The organism is Rhodospirillales bacterium (genome assembly GCA_016699855.1).
In the GTDB taxonomy this organism is placed as follows: domain Bacteria; phylum Pseudomonadota; class Alphaproteobacteria; order Reyranellales; family Reyranellaceae.
Window position 1 is genome coordinate 855,067 of the sequence record CP064988.1, and the last position, 18,907, is coordinate 873,973.

General features: G+C 70.7%; 15 protein-coding genes. 4 read left to right on the forward strand and 11 right to left on the reverse strand.

The window, feature by feature from the left end; all coding sequences use genetic code 11:
• Window positions 1-12: 12 nt before the first annotated feature.
• Window positions 13-1,017: a glucose-6-phosphate dehydrogenase (coenzyme-F420) gene (gene fgd / locus IPK81_04090; GenBank protein ID QQS13435.1), complete on the reverse strand. Its 1,005-nt coding sequence runs from the start codon at window positions 1,015-1,017 to the stop codon at window positions 13-15.
• 107 nt (window positions 1,018-1,124) lie between these two features.
• On the opposite strand from fgd, the gene IPK81_04095 reads away from it, so the two are divergent.
• The gene (locus IPK81_04095; GenBank protein QQS13436.1) at window positions 1,125-2,009 is read left to right on the forward strand and encodes an LLM class F420-dependent oxidoreductase; all 885 of its coding nucleotides are present in this window, start codon (window positions 1,125-1,127) and stop codon (window positions 2,007-2,009) included.
• 12 nt (window positions 2,010-2,021) lie between these two features.
• Here the strand turns inward: IPK81_04095 and IPK81_04100 are convergent, their stop codons facing one another.
• Window positions 2,022-2,882: a TIGR03620 family F420-dependent LLM class oxidoreductase gene (locus IPK81_04100; protein ID QQS13437.1), complete on the reverse strand. Its 861-nt coding sequence runs from the start codon at window positions 2,880-2,882 to the stop codon at window positions 2,022-2,024.
• Between the two features lie 34 nt (window positions 2,883-2,916).
• Window positions 2,917-4,017, reverse strand: coding sequence for a TIGR03617 family F420-dependent LLM class oxidoreductase (locus IPK81_04105; GenBank protein ID QQS13438.1), 1,101 nt, complete (start codon window positions 4,015-4,017; stop codon window positions 2,917-2,919).
• Window positions 4,018-4,215: 198 nt separating this feature from the next.
• On the opposite strand from IPK81_04105, the gene IPK81_04110 reads away from it, so the two are divergent.
• The gene (locus tag IPK81_04110; protein QQS13439.1) at window positions 4,216-5,049 is read left to right on the forward strand and encodes a hypothetical protein; all 834 of its coding nucleotides are present in this window, start codon (window positions 4,216-4,218) and stop codon (window positions 5,047-5,049) included.
• Between the two features lie 6 nt (window positions 5,050-5,055).
• On the opposite strand, the gene IPK81_04115 is transcribed toward IPK81_04110, so the two are convergent.
• The 4 genes from IPK81_04115 to IPK81_04130 all read right to left on the reverse strand — a co-directional run bounded on the left by IPK81_04115 (window position 5,056) and on the right by IPK81_04130 (window position 8,256).
• Window positions 5,056-5,226 (reverse strand): hypothetical protein, encoded by a 171-nt coding sequence (locus tag IPK81_04115; GenBank protein ID QQS13440.1) that lies wholly within the window; start codon window positions 5,224-5,226, stop codon window positions 5,056-5,058.
• A gap of 72 nt (window positions 5,227-5,298) precedes the next feature.
• On the reverse strand, window positions 5,299-5,580 hold the full coding sequence (locus tag IPK81_04120) for a hypothetical protein (GenBank protein ID QQS13441.1): 282 nt from the start codon (window positions 5,578-5,580) through the stop codon (window positions 5,299-5,301).
• Between the two features lie 35 nt (window positions 5,581-5,615).
• Window positions 5,616-6,641 (reverse strand): hypothetical protein, encoded by a 1,026-nt coding sequence (locus IPK81_04125; protein ID QQS14948.1) that lies wholly within the window; start codon window positions 6,639-6,641, stop codon window positions 5,616-5,618.
• 82 nt (window positions 6,642-6,723) lie between these two features.
• Window positions 6,724-8,256 carry an ABC-F family ATP-binding cassette domain-containing protein gene (locus tag IPK81_04130; protein ID QQS13442.1) on the reverse strand — a complete coding sequence of 511 codons (1,533 nt, stop codon included), beginning with the start codon at window positions 8,254-8,256 and terminating at the stop codon, window positions 6,724-6,726.
• A 422-nt stretch (window positions 8,257-8,678) separates the two neighbouring features.
• Between IPK81_04130 and IPK81_04135 the strand changes: the two genes are divergently transcribed.
• Both IPK81_04135 and IPK81_04140 read left to right on the forward strand, forming a co-directional pair.
• Window positions 8,679-9,008, forward strand: coding sequence for a hypothetical protein (locus IPK81_04135; protein QQS13443.1), 330 nt, complete (start codon window positions 8,679-8,681; stop codon window positions 9,006-9,008).
• Window position 9,009: 1 nt separating this feature from the next.
• Complete coding sequence (locus IPK81_04140; protein QQS13444.1) at window positions 9,010-11,253, forward strand: N,N-dimethylformamidase; 2,244 nt, start codon at window positions 9,010-9,012, stop codon at window positions 11,251-11,253.
• Window positions 11,254-11,268: 15 nt separating this feature from the next.
• On the opposite strand, the gene IPK81_04145 is transcribed toward IPK81_04140, so the two are convergent.
• From IPK81_04145 to IPK81_04160, 4 genes are all read right to left on the reverse strand, one after another.
• Window positions 11,269-12,792 carry a long-chain fatty acid--CoA ligase gene (locus tag IPK81_04145; GenBank protein QQS13445.1) on the reverse strand — a complete coding sequence of 508 codons (1,524 nt, stop codon included), beginning with the start codon at window positions 12,790-12,792 and terminating at the stop codon, window positions 11,269-11,271.
• A 219-nt stretch (window positions 12,793-13,011) separates the two neighbouring features.
• Complete coding sequence (locus IPK81_04150; GenBank protein ID QQS14949.1) at window positions 13,012-15,375, reverse strand: hypothetical protein; 2,364 nt, start codon at window positions 15,373-15,375, stop codon at window positions 13,012-13,014.
• Between the two features lie 180 nt (window positions 15,376-15,555).
• On the reverse strand, window positions 15,556-17,874 hold the full coding sequence (locus tag IPK81_04155; GenBank protein QQS13446.1) for a mechanosensitive ion channel family protein: 2,319 nt from the start codon (window positions 17,872-17,874) through the stop codon (window positions 15,556-15,558).
• A gap of 70 nt (window positions 17,875-17,944) precedes the next feature.
• Complete coding sequence (locus tag IPK81_04160; protein ID QQS13447.1) at window positions 17,945-18,712, reverse strand: hypothetical protein; 768 nt, start codon at window positions 18,710-18,712, stop codon at window positions 17,945-17,947.
• Window positions 18,713-18,907 lie beyond the last annotated feature (195 nt).

Consider the following 18,907-nt stretch of genomic DNA (forward strand, 5'->3'; position numbering starts at 1 on the left):
CGCTCCGTCCCGTCAACCGAACCGCTTGCGCAATCGCGGCAGCACGTGCTCGCCATAGAGCCGCAGGAAGCGCGCCTGGTCGGGCCCCGGCGCGTGGAACACGAGGTGGTGGAAGCCGAGACCGACATAGTAGCCGATGCGCTCGACATGCTCGTCGGGATCGCTCGACACGATCCAGCGGCTGGCGGCGCGCTCCAGCGGCAGCGCGTCGGCGAGGCGCTGCATCTCGACCGGATCCTCGACCGTCATCTTCTCCTCGGGCGTCAGCGCCAGCGCGGCCCAGTGCCGCGTGTCCTGGAGCGCCCGCTCCTTGTCGGTGTCGAACGACACCTTCACCTCGATCATGCGGTCGTAGCCGTCCGAGGGCTTCTCGGCGGCGGCCAGACCCTCGGCCACCTTCGGGAGGAGCGTCTCGGTGTAGAGCTCCTTCTTCTTGCCGCTGGTGCAGATGAAGCCGTCGCCGGAGCGGCCGGCGTAGCGCGCCACCAGCGCGCCGGCGGCCGCCACGTAGATCGGCACCAGCGCGTCGGGCCGGTCGTAGATGGTGGCGTTCTCGGTGCGGTAGTACTGGCCCTCGAAGCTGACCCGCTCCTGCGTCCACAGCGTGCGGATCAGGGTCACGGCCTCGCGCATGCGCGCGAAGCGTTCCTTGAACTCGGGCCAGGGCTGGCCGGTCGAGGGCACCTCGTTGAGCGACTCGCCGGTGCCGATACCGAGGATGACGCGGCCCGGGAACATCGAGCCCAGCGTGCCGAACGCCTGCGCCACGATCGATGGGTGGTAGCGGAACGTCGGCGTGAGCACGCTGGTGCCCATGACGATGCGCGACGTGCGCGCGCCCAGCGCGCCCAGCCACGCCAGCGAGAACGGGGCGTGGCCGTCGACGTGCTTCCACGGCTGGAAATGGTCGCTGACGAACACCGACTCGAAGCCGGTCTCCTCCGCCAGGCACGAGAATTCCAGCAGCTTGCCCGGCGCGAACTGCTCCGCCGAGGCCTTGTATCCGAGCTTGAGCACCGCGCCGCCTCCCGCCCCGCGCCGGGTGGGTCCGGCGCCGTGGTTCCGAGCGCGGAAATCTATAGACTGCCGCCCCGCAGGCAAACCGCCAAAGCGAGGAAACGACCATGCGACTTGGAATCGCCCTGCCCTTCGGCGATATCGGTGGCGACGGCCCGACCGTGCGGGAATACGCGCAGCTCGCGGAGGCCGAGGGCTACGACGGCCTGACCCTGGCCGACCATGTGCTCGGCGGCGCGAAGGCGCCCACCGGACGGCCGGTCGCCTCGCAACTCTTCCATGACCCCTTCGTGGCGTTCGCCTTCATCGCCGCCTGCACCGAGAAGGTCGAGCTATCGACCCAGGTGCTGATCCTGGCGCAGCGCCAGACCGCGCTGGTGGCCAAACAGGCGGCCAGCCTCGACGTGCTCAGCGGCGGGCGCTTCCGCTTCGGGGTCGGCGTCGGCTGGAACGAGCTGGAGTTCACCGGCCTGAACGAGAATTTCCACGACCGCGGCAAGCGGTCGGAGGAACAGGTCGTCCTCATGAAGAAGCTGTGGGCCGAGCCGTTCGTGAAATTCGAGGGCAAGTGGCACACCATGCCCGACGCCGGCATCAACCCGCGGCCGGCCAAGGGAAGCATCCCGCTGTGGTTCGGCGGCCACATGGACGTCACGTTGCGGCGCATCGCCAAATGGGGCGACGGCTGGATGATGCTGTCGCAGCCGCCGGGCGACGCCGCCGTGGCGGAGTTCGACAAGCTGCGCCGCTACGTCGAGGCCGAGGGCCGCGACCCCGCCTCGGTCGGCCTCGAGGTCTGGACGTCGACGGGCACCGGCGACGAGTCGGACTGGCGCCGCGAAATCGCGTTCTGGAAGAAAGCCGGCGTCACCCACGTGACGCTGCACAACACCTTCGGCGGCTACCACCACCGCCGCATGAAGGGCACGACCATGGCCGAGCACGTCGATGCCATGCGCCGGTACCGCAACGCCGTGGTCGACCTGCTGTAGCCCCGCCGGTCCTCAGGTGTCGGCCAGCGCCGCCAGCATCGCGTCGCGGGCGGCGAAATCGCCGTCGGCGTGGACGGGCTGCAGGCACACATGCGTCGCGCCGGCGTCGAAATGCGCCCGCAGACCGCGCTTGATCGTGGCGGCGTCGCCCCACAGCACCATGGCGTCGATGAAGGCGTCGCTGCCGCCGTCGGCCAGATCGGCCTCGGTGAAGCCCTGCCGCAGCCAGTTGTTGCGGTAGTTCGGCAGGACCATGTAGCGCGACAGCTCCTTGCGGCCGAGCGCGCGGGCCTTCACGGGGTCCGTCTCCAACGTCACCTTCTGCTCGACCGCCAGCCATTTCGACGGTCCGAGGATCGCGGCGGCCTCGGCGGTGTGCTTCGGCGTGACGTTGTACGGCACCGCGCCGCGCGACCGCTCGGCGCTCAGCGCCAGCATCTTCGGTCCCAGCGCCGCGACCACCACCGGCGGCGCCTCGCCCGCCGGCAGGTCCTTGTGGACGGCGTCGAGATAGGCCCGCATCGTCGCGACCGGCTTGTCGTAGCGGTGGCCGCGCAGGCCCTCGACCATCGGGATATGGCTTACGCCGAGGCCGAGGATGAACCGGTCGCCGTGCAGCGCGTTGAGCGACACCATGGCGCGGCGCGCCGTGAAGGCGTCGCGGGCGTAGATGTTGGCGATCGAGCTGCCGACCACCAGCTTCGCGCTGTTCGACAGCAGATAGGCCGCCAGCGACATCGATTCGTAGCCGCGCGACTCGGGGTACCACAGCGCCGCGTAGCCGTTGCCTTCGACCGTCCTCACGAGGTCGCGCAGCTGGGAACCGTCGAGCTTGTCCGTCGAATACCAGACGCCGAGGCGGCCGAGTTTCATGGCGTTTCCCTTCCGTTTGCTATGGCGGCGCCGGCTAGGCCGCCGCGCCCGATATCGTCCGCCGCGCCCGCGCGGTGCCTTCGGCTTGGATGTCCTTCGCGAGCCCGCGCAGAATCTCCCGATCGGCGTCGTTCTTCACCGCGATCGAGAATTCGCAGTTGGTCACGACGCCGCCGTAGCGGTCGCACAGCTTGCGCGCGACCGTGTCGTAGGTCGCGATCGTCACGAAGGTGTGGAGCACCTCGTCGTCGATGTGCTGGGGCATCTCCTCCCAGCGCTGCGCCCGCGACAGAAGCTTCAGCCGGTCCGCCAGATCGCCGAGGCCGAGATGGTCGAACGCGGCGCGGTATTGCGGCGTCGAGGCGTAGAAAGCGATCCGCGCGCGGGCGTCGCGCACCTTGGGGACGAGCTCCGCCTCGTTGGCCGCCACCGCGACCAGCGGCTTCATGCAGACCTGGAACGCGTCGAGCGGGCGGCCGGCCTTGGCGGCGCCGGCGCGCGCCGCCGGCAGCATGACCTTCTCGATGTAGGACGGCGTGCACACGGGATGCGGACGGATACCCTCGGCCACCTCGCCCGCCACATGGCACATCACGGCGTTGACCGCCGCGATGTGGATGGGGATGCGGGGATGCTCGATCGGACCGGGGTCGAACAGCGGCGCCATGAGGTTGATGTTGTAGTGCGCGCCGCGCACGTCGAGCGGCGTGCCGTTCTGCCAGCGGTCCCACACCGCCCGCACGGCCGCCACGTACTCGCGCATCCACGGGCCGGCCGGCGACCAGGGCATGCCGAAGCGGCGCTCGATATGCGCCTTGACCTGCGTGCCGAGGCCGAGCGTGAAGCGGCCGCCGGAGAGCTTCTGGAGCGTCCACGCGCTCATCGCGGTCACGGTAGGGCTGCGCGGGAACGCTATCGCGACGGAGGTGCCGAGCTTCAAGGTCCGCGTGGTCTGCGCCGCCAGCGCCAGCAGGACGAAGGGATCGTCCTTGGTCTCCTCGACCACGAGGCCGTCGTAGCCGATTTCCTCCAGCAGGCGCGCGTCGGCGGCGATGCTGTGGAGATCGAGCGGCGTCTCCGGCGCGCGTAGACCGGGGTCGACCTTGCCGAGCGGAAGAAGCGTCTCGAGGCGCACGTCGTGGCTCCATGGCGTCGCGGCCCGTCGTCCGGCCGTCGCGGCGCATCATGGCAGGCGCGCGGACGGAGGCAACCGCCCGCCCGGCGTGCCGGCGGTCATGTCCGCTTTGCGCCAAGGCCATCGGCACCCTAGGCTCGCCGACTAGCGGGCGGTGGACTCCGATATTTGCCGCGAAGCGACCGACGGAGCGACGACGTGGACGCATCTTCGAGGATCGAGGCGCCGCCGGGCGGCTGGATCGAGCCCTACGCCGGACTCGCCTACAAGCCTCGCCAGATGGCGGTGGAGGCCGCGACCGAGCATCGGGCGCTGCGGCTCTGTGGCATCGATCCCGACGTGTTCGGCGACGCGGTCGATCCATCGACGTTCATCTCGTACGCGATTCAGGAGGGCGTCCGCAACGGCGTCCACGCCAACGGCACGGTCAACATGGCGCAGCGCCTCGTCCAACGCGACAAACTGCGGCTCGGCGAACGCCTCACTGTCACGGGTACGATACACACGGTCGAGGAGGTGCCGCGGGGCAAGGTCGCCGTGAGCGAGACCTGGTTCGCTGGCGCCGACGGGCGCCCCGGCGTGATGTCCGGCCGGCGGTCGTTGCGACCCGATCCGGCCAAGGTCGAGGCGCGCGGCGCCGGCACGCGGACTGCGCCGATCGTCGACAATCCCCTGGCGCTGCGAGTCCTCGGCGAGGTCGCGCTGACGCCCGCGAACGTCGTGGCCTACGACTCCGAGGGCGTGAACCCGATCCACTCCGATCCCGACGCGGCGCGGCGTGCCGGCTTCCGCGCGCCGATCATCGGCGGCGGCATGGGTGTGCGCTTCCTGACGGCCGCGATCTGGCGGCGTTTCGCGCCGGTCGGGATCGAGCTCGACATCCAGTTCCGCCGGCCGATCTTCTGGGACGATTCGCTCGAGATCCGGGTCGACGAGCGCGACGGTGAATGGCGGGCGATCTGCCTCGTCAAGGACGGCAAGGTGGCGACCGAGGCCGCGATCGCCGGGCTGACACCCGGCGCCCGCGTCTGATCCCCGTCACGGCCGCAGCAGCAGGCGGCGGACCTCGCCGGCGGCGACACGTGCCATGGCGCGCAGTCCCTCGTCGGTGGCGCTGCTGACCGGGTGGTCGATGACGGCGAAGCGGTAGCCGGTCATGCCCAGGGCGCGGGCCATGATCTCGGCGGCGGTCGTGAAGCGCGTGGTCATCACCCCGAAGGCGGGGACGCCCAGGCGCTCGGCGGAGACGGCGTCGTGCAGACTGCACGATGAGCAGCTGCCTCAATCCCCTATGCCGGAGACCACGGCGTCCCAGCGGCGCATCTCGGCCACGATCGGCGCGTCGGCCGGCGCGCTGTAGTTGGACTTCACCCGCGTCACCACCTCGGCGACGCCGAACTCCTCGCGCAGCATCCCGTCGAGATGGGCGAAGAATCCCTTGGAACCCTCCTTGCCGTTCGACACGAGGCCGACGGTCTTGCCGCGCAGCGTGTCCAGACGCGGCGCCGACAGGCCGGCGGCGGTCTTGAGCTCGGGCGTGGGGTCGAGGATCTGGATAGTCATGGAACCTCCCGTGGAATCTGCGGACCGGCGGCGCGCTACGGCGCGTCGAGCGGCATGGTGACGGCGTGGCTCTTGTGGCCGAGCCAGGGCGGGATCACGGCGCCGAAGCCGCCGGCCGGGCCGCCGGCCGCGACCACCAGAAGCTGGTCCGCCGTCTCCATCGCCGGATAGACGCTGTCACCGCGGTCGCGCACGACGGCGCCCTTGCCGACCTCGGCCCATTCGCGCCGGTGGATGCGCGCGCGTTCGTGGACGAAGGCCGCGATCTCCGTCTTGCCCCAGCCCGCGTCCTGAAGGTGGTCGCGCAGCTGCTTGGGCACGACGATGGCGTAGTTGCCGGCATGGATGGAATAGTGGCGCAGATTGGCGCGCATCTCGGCGGCGAAGGTCTCGAGGATCTCCTCGGGCTTTGTCGTCCACTCGTTCATGATCTGGCGCGGCGCGCCCGCGGCCATGACGGTGACGGCCGACATCCCCGGCGGCAGGCCGCGGCGGGTCGCCAGCGGCGCCCACGAAGTGTCCTCCTCGTCCTCGGCGACGCAGTACGTGAACTTGCCGGGATGGCCCAGCGTCGAGCGGTCGATGGCGCCGGGCCGCACGTCGAGCAGATTGATCAAACCCAGCCGGATGGCTCGGCCGATCGCCGCCGTCGCCCGGTCGCCGTTGCCCAACGCGTTGAACGTGCCGTCGGCGCCGATGGCGCGCCGGACCGGCCCATTGACCACGACCAGCACGGCGCAGCCGCCGGTGCTCGCGGTGGCGCCATGCAGCAGGAACTCCTCGCGCAGCATCGCCCGCCACGCCGCCACCACGACCGGGAAATGGATCGGCAGGCACCCGGCCATCACGGCGTTGACGGCGATCTTCTCCGCGACCAACGGACGTTCGCGCACCGGCTCGACCCCGAGCACCGCGTCCGGCGCCAGCGCCGCGCGTTCCAGACAGGCCACGACCGCGTCGGCGGTCGGCGGCACGACGGGGAGCCCGTCGGTCCAGCCCTTGCCGTGGTAGAATTCCTGCGCGGCGGCGAAATCCGCCGCCTCGTAGGCTTTCGACGCCAGTCGCACAACGTGTCTCCGTCATCCTCGCGCTCGCGTCAGCATAGCGTGCCGGCCGGCCTCGGGCCACGCCGGCGGCGACGCGTCAGACCTGCGCGTCGAAGAACGCGTCGGCGCTCTCGACCTCGATCAGCCGGCCCTTGCGGATCTCCAGGAACCGCGTCGCCGCCGTGCGCGTGAAATACCGGTCGTGCGAGACGAACAGGCACGACACCTCTGTTTCCTCGAGCTGCGCCTCCAGCGCCTCCTGCCCCTCGATGTCGAGATGGCTGGTCGGCTCGTCGAGCAGGTAGATATTCGGCCGCAGCAGTTTCATCCGCAGGAACACCAGTCGCGCGCGCTCGCCGTGGCTGAGCGTGCCGATCGGCTCGCGAACGCGCGCGAAGGCGAAACCGGCCTGCGCGAGCAGACGGATCGCCTCCCTCTCGCCCGCGCCCCCGGCGCCGGCGACGTGGTCGAGGATCGCGGTGTCGAGCGGCAGCTCGCGCATGGTCTGGTCGAAATGCACCAGGCGGCAGGACGGGTTGAACCGGATCGCGGCCTTGCCGTCGTAGTGCCGCGACGCGGGGTCGTAGGCGCCCGCCAGCGCCGCCAGCAGCGTCGACTTGCCGGCGCCGTTGGCGCCCAGCAGGGCCACGCGGTCGCCGGCGGCGACCACGAGGCGGTCGATCGTCAGCAGCTTGCGGCCGCCACCCGGGACGACGACGTCGAGCCCGGAGACGCGCAGCGCGACCTTGGCGTCGATCTCCTCGTCGCTCAGCTCGAGGCGGCGCTCGCGCGGCGCGTAGGCGCGCGTACGTCCGGCCTCGATGCGGGCGATCCGCGTCTCGGTCGCGTTCTTGCGCTTGTTGAGATCGGGATTCTTGACCGCCCAGGCCTTGTAGCGCGCCGCCACCTGCTCCAGCCGCTTGATCTCCCTTTCCTCGAGCTGGCTCTTCGCGGCGGCGGCGGCGTCCCGGCGCAGCAGCTCCTCGCGCGCCAGTGAGAAGCGCGTCTTGAACGCGTGCAGCCCGTCGCGCCGCAGGAACAGCGTGCGCTCCGTCACGCGGTCGAGGAACTCCCGGTCGTGCGACACGATCAGCATCGGGATCTTGAACTCGGCCGTCAGCCAGCGTTCCAGCGTGTTGATGTTGACGAGGTCGAGATGGTTGGTGGGCTCGTCGAGGATCAGGAGGTTCGGCTCCTCCAGCCGCGCCGCCGCGGCGATCAGGATCAGACGCTGCCAGCCGCCCGACAGCGCGCCGAAGCCGCGCTCCGCGGTCTCCGGCGCGACGCCGATCTCGTCCAGCAGCACGTCGATGCGCCAATCCTCGCCGGCGAGGCCGACCCGTTCCAGCGCGCTTTCGAGGATCCGCCGCACCGACAATCCGGCGAGCCTGTCGGGGATGTCCTGCGGCAGACTACCGATCCGCAGCCCGCGCGAGCGGATCACGTTGCCGCCATTCAGATCGAGCTCGCCGGTGAGGCACTTCAGCAGCGTCGACTTGCCGGCGCCGTTCTCGCCGACCAGCGCCGTCCGCGCGCCGTCTAGCAGGAACGACACGCCGCTGAACACGCGCGACGCCCCGTGGAAAAAGCTGGCGTTGTCCATGCCGAGGACGGCGTGACGCGGCGCCATGGTGGTTCCCGAGTATCCCCGTCGACGTCCCGGCGTCCGCCGCCGTCGCGCCGACGCTTTTTGACCACTTCCCGCGCGGGTGTCCACACGTGCGCGGCGCACCGCACGCTTGCCGCGCGGCGCCGGCGCGTCCATGATCCAGCCTCCGTTCCAACAACAGAGAGGAGGTGGTCCAGTGTCTCATTGTCATCGTCGGCCCGTTTCGGCCAGGACCTGGATCGTCGTCGCTTCCTTCGGGGACGCCGGCTGATCGTGAATTCTGGACCTCGGCGCGATCCGGGGCCGTGACAATGGAAGGGCCGCCCCGCAACCGGGAGCGGCCCTTCTTGTTGCCAGCGTCGTCGAAAATCTCCGAGGCGCCCGCCATCCGGATTCCCTAGGATGGCGGCGCCGGCCGCGGGCCGGCGAGGAGACGACCCCGCATGCTGAACAACGCGCCCGATGGCGCCCATTTCCCCGTCGACGCCGGCCGGACCGATCTCATCGAGGAATTTCGGCGCAGTCCCAAGGGACCGCACGGTCGCGAGCTGCAGATGCTGCTGCACCGCATGCGCTGGGAGTCACCCGGCGGCCGCTACGTGCTGGTGACGATCGAGCCGGGCCGGCGCTGGATCCTCGGCCGGCTGACCGGCGCGCGCGGCGAACCCATCGAGCTGTTCCGCAACAAGACCTACGAGTCGCCGGCGGCGGCGGAGTGGGACGTGTTCAAGCTGCGGTGGGAAGCGCTCACCGGCCGGACGATCGGGGGCTGACATGCGGCTCGGCGGCATCGATACGACCTCGGTCCTCGGCTACGCGTCCCCGTACATCGTAGAGCCTGGCGGCCGGATCTCGTTCCATCTGTCGAGCGCGACGCCGCGCGAGGTCGACGTGGCGCTCGTCCGCGTGCGCTGCGGTGATCCCGATCCGGCCGGGCCGGGCCTGAAACTGCTGCCCGTGAAATCCGCGATCGACGGCCGCCACGCGGTGCGCCACCAGCCGATCCGGCCGGGATCCTGCGCCATCGTCGCCGACCGCGGCGCCCTCCGCGGCCTCGCCGGCTTCAGCGTCGGCGCCTTCATCTGGCCGACGATGCCCGGCGCGGCGGCGCAGACGATCATCTCCCGTTGGCGCGACGACTCGCAGGCCGGCTGGCGCCTCGGTCTCGACGCCGACGGCCACCTCGAACTCGCGGTCGGCGACGGCAAGGGCGCCGTCGCGGTGGCGCGCGGTGAGCGCACCGTGACACGGCGGGAATGGCTGTTCGTCCACGGCGCGTACGACGCGGCCAGCGGCGCGCTGCGCGTGACGCAGGTCAGCCTCGACCCGCAGGCCGGCCGCGACCGTTCCTGCGTCGGCCGTGCCATCGCCCGCGTCGGCATCGAATGGCCGGACGACACGCCGCTGGTGATCGCGGCCCGAAGCGCGCCGGACACGACCACGCATTTCGACGGCAAGCTCGACCGGCCCCGCCTCCACCGCGCGCCACTCACGGCGGACGCCATGCGCGCGCTGTGCGAGGCGGTCAATCCGCCGCCGGGCGATCCCGACCTCGCCGGCGCCTGGGATTTCTCGATCGACATCCCGGGCCTGTCCATCCACGACCGTTCCGCCAACCGGCTGCACGGGCGGCTCGCGCAGATCCCCGCGCGCGGCGTGACCGGCGCGAACTGGGACGGCACGGTCAACGACTGGCGGTCGCTGCCGGCGCACTACGGCGCCATCCATTTCTGTTCGGACGACATGGTCGATTGCGCCTGGTCGCCGGACTTCATGCTCGACGTGCCGACCGATCTGCCCGGTGGCTACTACGCGCTGCGCATGACCGCCGCGCCGCCCGACGGCGATCCGGTCGAGAGTTACGTCGGCTTCTTCGTCCGCTCGCCACGCGGGCGCACCGCGGCGAAACTGGCGATCGTCGCGCCGGTCGCGACCTACCTCGCCTACGCCAACGGCGCGTTGCGCATGGACCAGGTGCACGCCGAGTCGATGCTCGAAGGGCTGATCGTGCTGTCGCGCGACGACCTCTACCTCCAGGAGCACCGCGAGGTCGGGCTGTCGACCTACGACACGCACGCCGACGGCAGCGGCTGGCGCGTCAGCGGCGCGCGGCGGCCGATCCTCAACATGCGTCCGCGCTGCAACACCTTCAACTACGGCAACGACACGCACCTGATCGACTGGCTCGAGGAGAAGGGCATCGCCTACGACCTCGTGACCGACGAGGATCTGCACCGCGACGGGCTCGACGCGCTGCGGCCCTACCGCTGCGTCATGACGCTGTCGCATCCCGAGTACTATTCGCGCGAGATGTGGGACGCCATCGACGCCTACCAGCGCTCCGGCGGCCGGCACATGTATCTCGGCGGCAACGGCTTCTACTGGCGCATCGCCTTCCACCGCGATCTACCCGGCGTGATCGAGGTGCGCCGCGACGTCACCGGCGTGCGCACCTGGGAGGGCGAGGCCGGCGAGGCGCATCTGGCGTTCACCGGCGAATCGGCGGGGCTGTGGCGCAGCAACGGCCGGCCGCCGCAGCGGCTGGTCGGCGTCGGCTTCGACGCGCAGGTGTTCGACCGGTCGGCCGGCTACCGCCGGATGCCGGACGGCGAGGATCCGCGCGTCGCGTGGATGTTCGAGGGCATCGCCGCCGGCGAGATGATCGGCGATTTCGGGGCCCGCAACGGCGGCGCCGCGGGTCTGGAGATCGACCGCGCCGATCCCGAGCTGGGGTCGCCACCCGACATGCTGCTGGTCGCCAGCGCCGACCGCATCGGCTACGGCGGCATGCCGGCGCCGGAGGAGTTCCGCACCTTCCACCGCGGCCTCGACGGCGAGCAGAACTCGCGCGTGCGCGCCGATCTCGTCTATTTCCCGACGGCCAACGGCGGCGGCGTGTTCTCGACGGGGTCGATCGCCTGGGTCACGGCGCTCTCGCACAACCACTACGACAACAACGTGTCGCGGCTGATGGGGAACGTCGTGAGGCGGTTCCTCGACCCCGCACCGCTCCCCTGACTCGCGCGCCGCGCCTCACGTGCGCGGCAACTGGTGCTTCAGCACCTTGCCGGTCGCGTTGTGCGGCAGCTCGTCGATGAATCGGACCTCCTTCGGCACCTTGTATCGGGCGAGCTGGGAGCCGCAGTGGTCGATCACGGCGGCCTCGTCGAGGTTGGCGCCCGGCTTCAGGACGACGTAGGCCCGACCGATCTCGCCCCACTTCTCGTGCGGAATACCGACCACCGCGTTCTCAAGGACGCCGTCGAGCTGGAAGATCACGTTCTCGACCTCGGCGGGGTAGACGTTCTCGCCGCCAGAGATGAACATGTCCTTCCACCTATCGACGATGTAGTAGTAGCCGTCCTCGTCCTGGCGCGCCGCGTCGCCGGTGTGGAACCAGCCATCGGCCGTGAACGAGGTCCGGTTGGCCTCGGGACGGTTCCAGTAGCCCGGCGTCACCGTCGGCCCCTTGATCATCAGCTCGCCGGTCTCGCCGCGCGCGACCAGGTTTCCCTCCGGATCGCAGATCCGCAAGCCCACGTAGAGCGGCGGCAGGCCCGACGACCCGACCTTGGAGAGCGCCTTCTCGCCCGACAGCATCAGGCCGAGCGGCCCGGTCTCGGTCATGCCCCAAGCCTGCTGCAGCTTGATGCCCTTGCGGCCGTACTTCTCGATCAGCGCCAATGGCGCCGCGGCGCCGCCTACTCCCATGCAGGCGATCCGCGACAGGTCGGCGGCGGCGAAGCCCGGCTCCTGCGCGAGCATCAGGAAGTTCGTCGGCACGCCGAGCAGATGGGTGACGCCGAGCCGCTCGTCGGTGAGGATCTCCAGGAACCGGCGCGGATCGAAGCTCCGCATCACCAGATTGCATCCCCCGGTGTGGAAGGTCGGGTTGGCGTAGACGTTGAGACCGCCGGTGTGGAAGGTCGGCAGGAACACGAGGTTCCGCGTCGCGGCGGTCAGCCCGACCGTCATCGCGCAGTGGATGTTGTTGAACACCGCCATGCGGTGGGTGATCTGCGCGCCCTTCGGGCGCCCCGTCGTGCCCGACGTGTACATGATCGTCCAGACGTCATCGAGATCGGGACGCGCGGCGTCCAGCGCGCCCGTGGCCGCCGCGAGGCCGGCCTCGTAGGCGCTGGCGCGTCCGTTGGCGAGGTTCGCGGTGCGCGGCACGCCTGCCAGCCTGGCGACCTCGAGCGCGGCGTCGGCGAACTCGTCTCCGTGTATCAGGGCCACCGGCCGCGCGTCGGCGCAGATGAACTCCAGCTCGGGAACCGCCAGACGCCAGTTGAGCGGCAGGAACACGGCGCCCAGCCGGCGGCACGCGAACTGCAGCTCGAACACGTCGGTGTCGTTCATGCTGAGCACGCCGACGCGGTCGCCGGCGCGGACCGCGAGCGAACGCGCGAGCCAGAGCGCCGCCCGCGTGATGCGATCGTCGAACTCGGCGTAGGTGAAGCGCCGGCCCGATTCGAGATCGTGCGCCGCCTCCGCCCACGGCGCGAACCGCGCGTGATGGGCGATCCAGTCCTCGGCGATGATACCTGACGTCATGCCTACCCTCTTCGACGTGCGAACGACGTTCCCGTGAAGGACGACGGGAAGAGTGGATTTACGTGGCGGCGGTCGAGGCTGGCAAGCGTGACACCGTAGCCGGCGTCGGCGGCGCGGCGGACCGCGAGACCATCGCCCTCGTCCTGCCTGACGCGCCCGTGGACGGGGCCACAAGGCGAGCGACGGGGCGGAAAGCGCCCGGCCATGGAACGCCCCACGCTACCGCGCGCGCTCGAGCTCGCGCACGGTGGCGGCGACGGCGGGATCGTCCGGCAGGATCTCGGCCATCGTGCGCGCGTGGACGAGCGCCTGGGCGGGCGCGCCGCGCTCGCGGTTCAACGACACCAGCGCGCCGAGCACGTCGATATCGTAGGGATGGCGCGCGACGGCCGCCTCCAAGGCCGCGAGCGCCTCGTCGCGGCGGCCGGCCGAGTGGAGCGCGATGGCGTGGACGTAGGCGTAACGTGCGACGTCCGGCGCGGCCTCGGCGGCCGCGGCGAGTTCCTTCAGCGCGTCCGCCCGCTCGCCCTTCCGGACGAGCAGCAGCCCCAACGCGTGGCGCAGTTCCGCCGCGCGCGGGACCGCGGCGAGGCCGTCGCGCAACACCCTCTCGCCCTCCGCGTCGCGTCCTTCCTGCCGATGGAGGTCGGCCATGTTGACGTAGCCGCCGACGAAGCGGGAATCGAGCCGCAGCGCCTCGCGGTACGCCGCCCACGCCTCGAACCGCTTCCCCTGGCGCAGATACAGATTGCCGAGGTTGACGTTGGTGGCGGGCCAGTCCGCCTCCTGGCGCAGCGACGCGAGGAGTTCCGCGACCGCTCTCTCGCGCGCCGCCCGCCGAGCCGGCGGAAACTGGGCGTCGGGGATATCGGCGAGCAGGCGGGCGGCCTCGATGCGCACGCCGCGCACGGAGTCGTCCACTAGCGCCGCCGCGGCCTCGACGCGGACGGCCGGCGGAAACGGGTCCAGCATTCCCAGCGCGGCGATTCGCACGGCGGGATCGGGATCGCCCGACAAGACGCGCGCCAACGGCAGCAGCGCGGGCCGCATGTGGGCCTGCGCCGCCGTCGCCGCGGTCGCGCGCACGATCGCCGGCCGCGCCGGATCGCGCGCCAGGTCCAGCAGCGTCGGCAGGGCGCGCGCGCCTCCGGTCAGGACCGCGTGCAGGACCGGCCCGTGCTGCGGTCGATCGCGCCACGTCGTCCCGTACCATCCGTCCATCGCGGCGGCCGCCCATGCCGCGTCGCGGCCGGCGTGGCACGACACGCAGGCGTCGGGCGATCCGACCGCCGCGGAGATGTCCGGCCGCGGCACGCGGAAGCCATGGTCGCGCCGGGCGTCGATCACCATGTATTTCTGCGCCGGCATGTGGCATTCGACGCACTCCGCGCCTTTGCTCCCCGCTGCGTGGAAATGGTGCCGCGGCGTGTCGAAGGCGGCGGGGTCGTGGCATTGGCCGCACACGCCCTTGCCTTCGATCCGCAGCTTCAGCGAATGCGGTTCGTGGCAGTCGACGCACGTCACGCCACGCTGGAACATCCGGCTCTGCAGGAACGAGCCCCAAGTGTAGACCTCGTCGCGTTGCTGGCCGTCGGCGTGATAGTTCGGCGGCAGCAGCGGCGCCAAACGATGGGTATCCTCGAGCGGAGCGCCCGGCGCGCCGCCCTCGGCGAGGGTCGAGCGCCGCGCGTGGCAGGCGGCGCAAACGTTCGCCACCGCCGCCTCCGGCGGCCGGTCGCGCTGGGCGATCGGCGCGCCGGTCGCGGGGAACCGCCACGCCTCGCCCCAGCGGCTGCGCAGCTGGACGACGAGTCCGTTGTCGCCGCGTGGACGGCCCGCCGCGCCGGACGGCCGCGCCCAATCGACGTGCCGCGACCCCGGCCCGTGGCACGCTTCGCACGCGACGTTGATCTCGCTGAACGTCGTCTGATACGTCCGCCGCGTGGCGTCGTAGTTCTTGCGGAGATTCGTCGAATGGCACTCCGCGCACTGCAGGTTCCAGTTCTGGTAAAGGCCGGTCCAGTGGAGCTGGTCGTCGTGCGCGATCCGCTCGCCGGGATAGAGGTGGAACCAGCGTTGCCCGCCCTCGTCCTTGGGCCGGCTGTCCCAGGCGGTGGTCAGCGCCTGGAAGCGTCCGCCGGGAAACGCCACGAGGTACTGCTGCAGGGGAAAGACGCCGAACGTGTAGGCGATCTCGAAATCCGCCGGCGCGCCGTCCGGACCCTCGGTCCGCACCATGTACTTGGCCCCGCGCCGGAAGAACCGCGACTCCATGCCGTGATGGACGAGCGTCGCGTCCTTGAAGTCGCCCAGCACCGAACGTTCGCTGGCCTCCTGCATCGCCATATCGTGGTGCGATCCGCGCCACGCCTTGAGCTGGTCCTGATGACACTGTCCGCACGCGGCGGCGCCGACGAAGGTCGCCGCGGCGGCGGTCACTGGAGGGAGCGCGGCGGCCGTGACGGCGGGCGGTGGCTGCGACGGCGATGGAGCCGACGGCGAGGGAGGCGGCGCGAACGCGTAGTACCCACCAGCGACGATCAATACGGCGATGAGCGCCGCGGTGACGACACGCCAGTCCATATGTGCGCGACGCCTCGGCGCGGCGGCCGGCATGCCGGCCGAAGCCGCCGCCGGCGCCTTCACGCCGACGGAGCGCTTCGCCGCCGCACGACCGCGACCAGCGGCGCCGGCGGACCTGCTCTTACGACGCGCCATCGCAGGCGGGCCCGCCAAAGCGGCGCAGCGCGCCCGCAGCGGCGGTCACGTGGGTCCGCTTCTGCCGGCGGATGCGCCCCCGGCGGCGGCCGCCGCCGCATCGTCGACGGTCGCGCCGTCGCGGTCGACCCTCACGGTCACCTCACGGCTGGCCATCCGGACGCCCTCCTTGCTGAAGGCGTCGCGGATGCGCTGGTAGGCCTCCCGGCGGATCATCCAGACCTTGGCACCCGGCTTGGCGATGTACTTGACGCCGATGATCAGCGCGTTGTCCTCGATGCGGCGCACCCCCTGCGACTTGATCGGGACGATGAATTCCTGCGTGTACTGCGGATCCTTCAGCAGGTCGGCGCCGATGCCCTTGACGATCTTCTTGATCTTCTGCAGGTCGCTGTCCGGCGCGACGCTGAACTCCAGCCGTATCAGCATCCAGTCCCGGCTGGTGTTTGTGAGCGCCTTGATCTGGCCGAATGGCAGCACGTGCACCGCGCCGCGGTGGTGGCGTAGCCGCAGGGCCCGCAGCGAGATTCCCTCGACCGTCCCCCGGATGTTGCCGACCTCGACGTAGTCGCCGACGCGGAAGGCGTCCTCGAGCAGGAAGAACACGCCCGCGAGGATATCGGATATCGTCGACTGGGCGCCGAGGCCGATCGCGATGCCGATCACGCCGGCGCTGGCCAGCAGCGGGCCGATATCCAGACCGATCGCTGACAGACCGATCATGATGCCGAGCGTGAAAATGGCGATCTGGAGGAAGCGTCGGAACAACGGCAGCAGGGTCATGTAGCGCTGGGCGTTGGGGTTGCCGCCGCTCTGCACGAGGCGTACGTGCAGCATCAGGACCCAGAGGCCGATCAGGCCCCAGACGATGTAGCCGACCAGCAGCAGGCCGACCAGCTCGCCGGTCACGACCAACAGCCATCCGCCAAGTCCGAAATGCGCCGGCCGCAGACCCCACAGACCTCCGATGACGACGATCGCGCCGAGTCCGAGCGCGAGCCAGATCGCGCGCATCAGAGGCCCCGCGCCCGGGCTGCCGGCGAAGCCCGCCGTCGGCTGCGCGGCCGGCTGATCGTCGTCACCTGGCGTCGGCGCGACGGCCGCGGTCGTGGTCGACGCGCGCGCGACCGAACGGTCCACGGCGCGACGCGCGGCGGCGCCCAGCGCCACGACCAGCGCGGGAAGCGCGAAGGTGGCGAGCACCTTCTGCGCGACACCACCCTGGTCGCGCATCATCGCGTTGATGGCGAGCAGCCAGACGACGGCGAGGAAGACCACAGCGACCGGCATCCACGCCCGCGCGAACGACCTACCCCAACGGTCGTCTGCCGCGAGGGCGTACGTGACCGCGGAGACGGCGGCGGCGCGGTAACGCCACACCAACCAGCCCATGCACAACCAGATCACCGGACTGAGCGAGCCGCCGACCATGAGCGCGGATTCGCGGGGCGCGCCAAGGATGCCCAGCGTCTGCGCGAAGACGAAAATGGCGGCGATCAACCCGCACGCGGCCGCCACGACGCGGTAGAGGTCGCGCGCCAGTCCGTCGTCCATCGCGACCCGCCGCCGCCCGGACGCGCTCCGGCCGAGCAGGGCGTTCGCGAGCGCGACGGGAACCGCCACCATGAGACAGGCGCTCAACGCGACCGCTAGAAACGCCTTGGCCTCCGGTCCGAACGGCGCCTGGAGCCACCATGCGATGAACCAACCGGCGATGAACGCCGCGATCCCAGCGGCCTCGGTGGCGATCGCCGACGCGATCCCCGAGGGCGCTTCGCCCGACGCGTCCCGCCGTTCCGCCGCGCCCGTGAGGGCGCGCCGGCCGCGCGACCGCGCGGCGACGAGGAGGATGATCCCGACGGCGGCGCATATGAGAGCCGCCTCGAGCCGCACGAGCCCGGCGAGACTCCGGCCCGCCGTCCGCGCTTCCGAGGCCTTGCGTTCGATGACGCCGGGCAATCCGGCCCACGCGCCGCCGGCCCCCGTCAGCAGATTGGCCACCGACTCGAGCACCTGCGCGCCCGCGGTGGCGCCCCCGGTCGCGTTTCGCCGGAGAAGATCCGCGCCGACGAGGTGCATGACCTGGCGGACCTGCTCGTCGGTCAGGCGCGCGAGCACGGCCTCCACTTTTCCGGCGTCGGACGTCCTGAGAATCTCCGCGGCGGCCGCCTCGACGGTGCTTTCCGTCCCACCGGAGCGCGCTTTCGCCCATCCCGGCGTCGCGGCGAACGCGGCCATCAGCACCAGGAACGCGACGAACGCGCGCGCGAGCCACGGGGCGACGGCGCGACGCGCCACGGCAGTCGCCGGCGCGATCCCGACGCACGCGAGGCGCGTGGCGGCCTCGGTCCTCCCTGTCGACATCGCGCCCTCCCACTCCGAACGCGCCACGGGGTGTCCGTCGGGGCCGGCAGTCGTGCCGACGCGCCCCCGATCAGAAGCGGAACGTGGCGCCGAGGATCGGCCCGCCGACATCGACGGCGATGTTGCCGCGGTCGACGGCGATGTGGCGCCAGCCAGCCCTCAGATCGACCCATTCGGCGGCGCGGTAATTCACGGTGCCGAGAAGTTGCCACGTCACCTTGGTCTTGCCGAGGTCGAAGCCGCCGATATCGAAGTAGCCGGAGACGCTCCAGCGGTCGTCGAGCGAGAGCGTCACGCGCGCGGCAAGGACCGGATCGACGAAGGTCTTGTCGAACTTGGCCGATTCGGCTGGCAGAAGAGCCGCGTTCAGCGTCGTCTTGGACGAGATCGACCACAGCCGGAAGCCGGCGCCGACGTCGGCCTTGATGGCGGCGTCGTCGGCGACCCGGTAGAACCCGATGCCCGACACCGTCAGCGTCGACAATTTGGCCTTGCCGTCGTTGAAGAGCAGGTTGCGCGTGTCTATCCGCGAGGCGACGGGCAGGTAGATCACATCGCCGACAAATCCAAAGCGTCCGTTGCGGACCTCGCCAGCGAGCATTATCGGGGGGCCGTCGAGAATCTTCAGAATATCCGTGAAGGACTGGCTGACGCTATGCGATCCGACGGTACCCGGCGGCGAGACCTTGGTCTTGATCCCGGACATCCAGAGATAGGACGTCGCGCTGAACTCCCATGGCGCGTCCTGCGCCACGGCCGGCGACCCCGCGCCGATGGCGAGCGCCAGCGATCCGCCGATCGCGGCGACGGCGATGCTATGCGTACCTCTGAATTTCATTTCTTCCCCCGATAGAGCGTCAGCCACACGACGACGACATGACCCCGACGATGGCGGCCCCCGGCTTCGCGCCGAGGTTCAGCGCCTCTTCCCACGCCCGTCCCGCGGCGACAGAATCGCGGATCGCGGCATCCGCATCGCCTCCCTAGAGCACAATCCTCCACAAATTCATAGCGATTCGGGCACAGGTCAGCC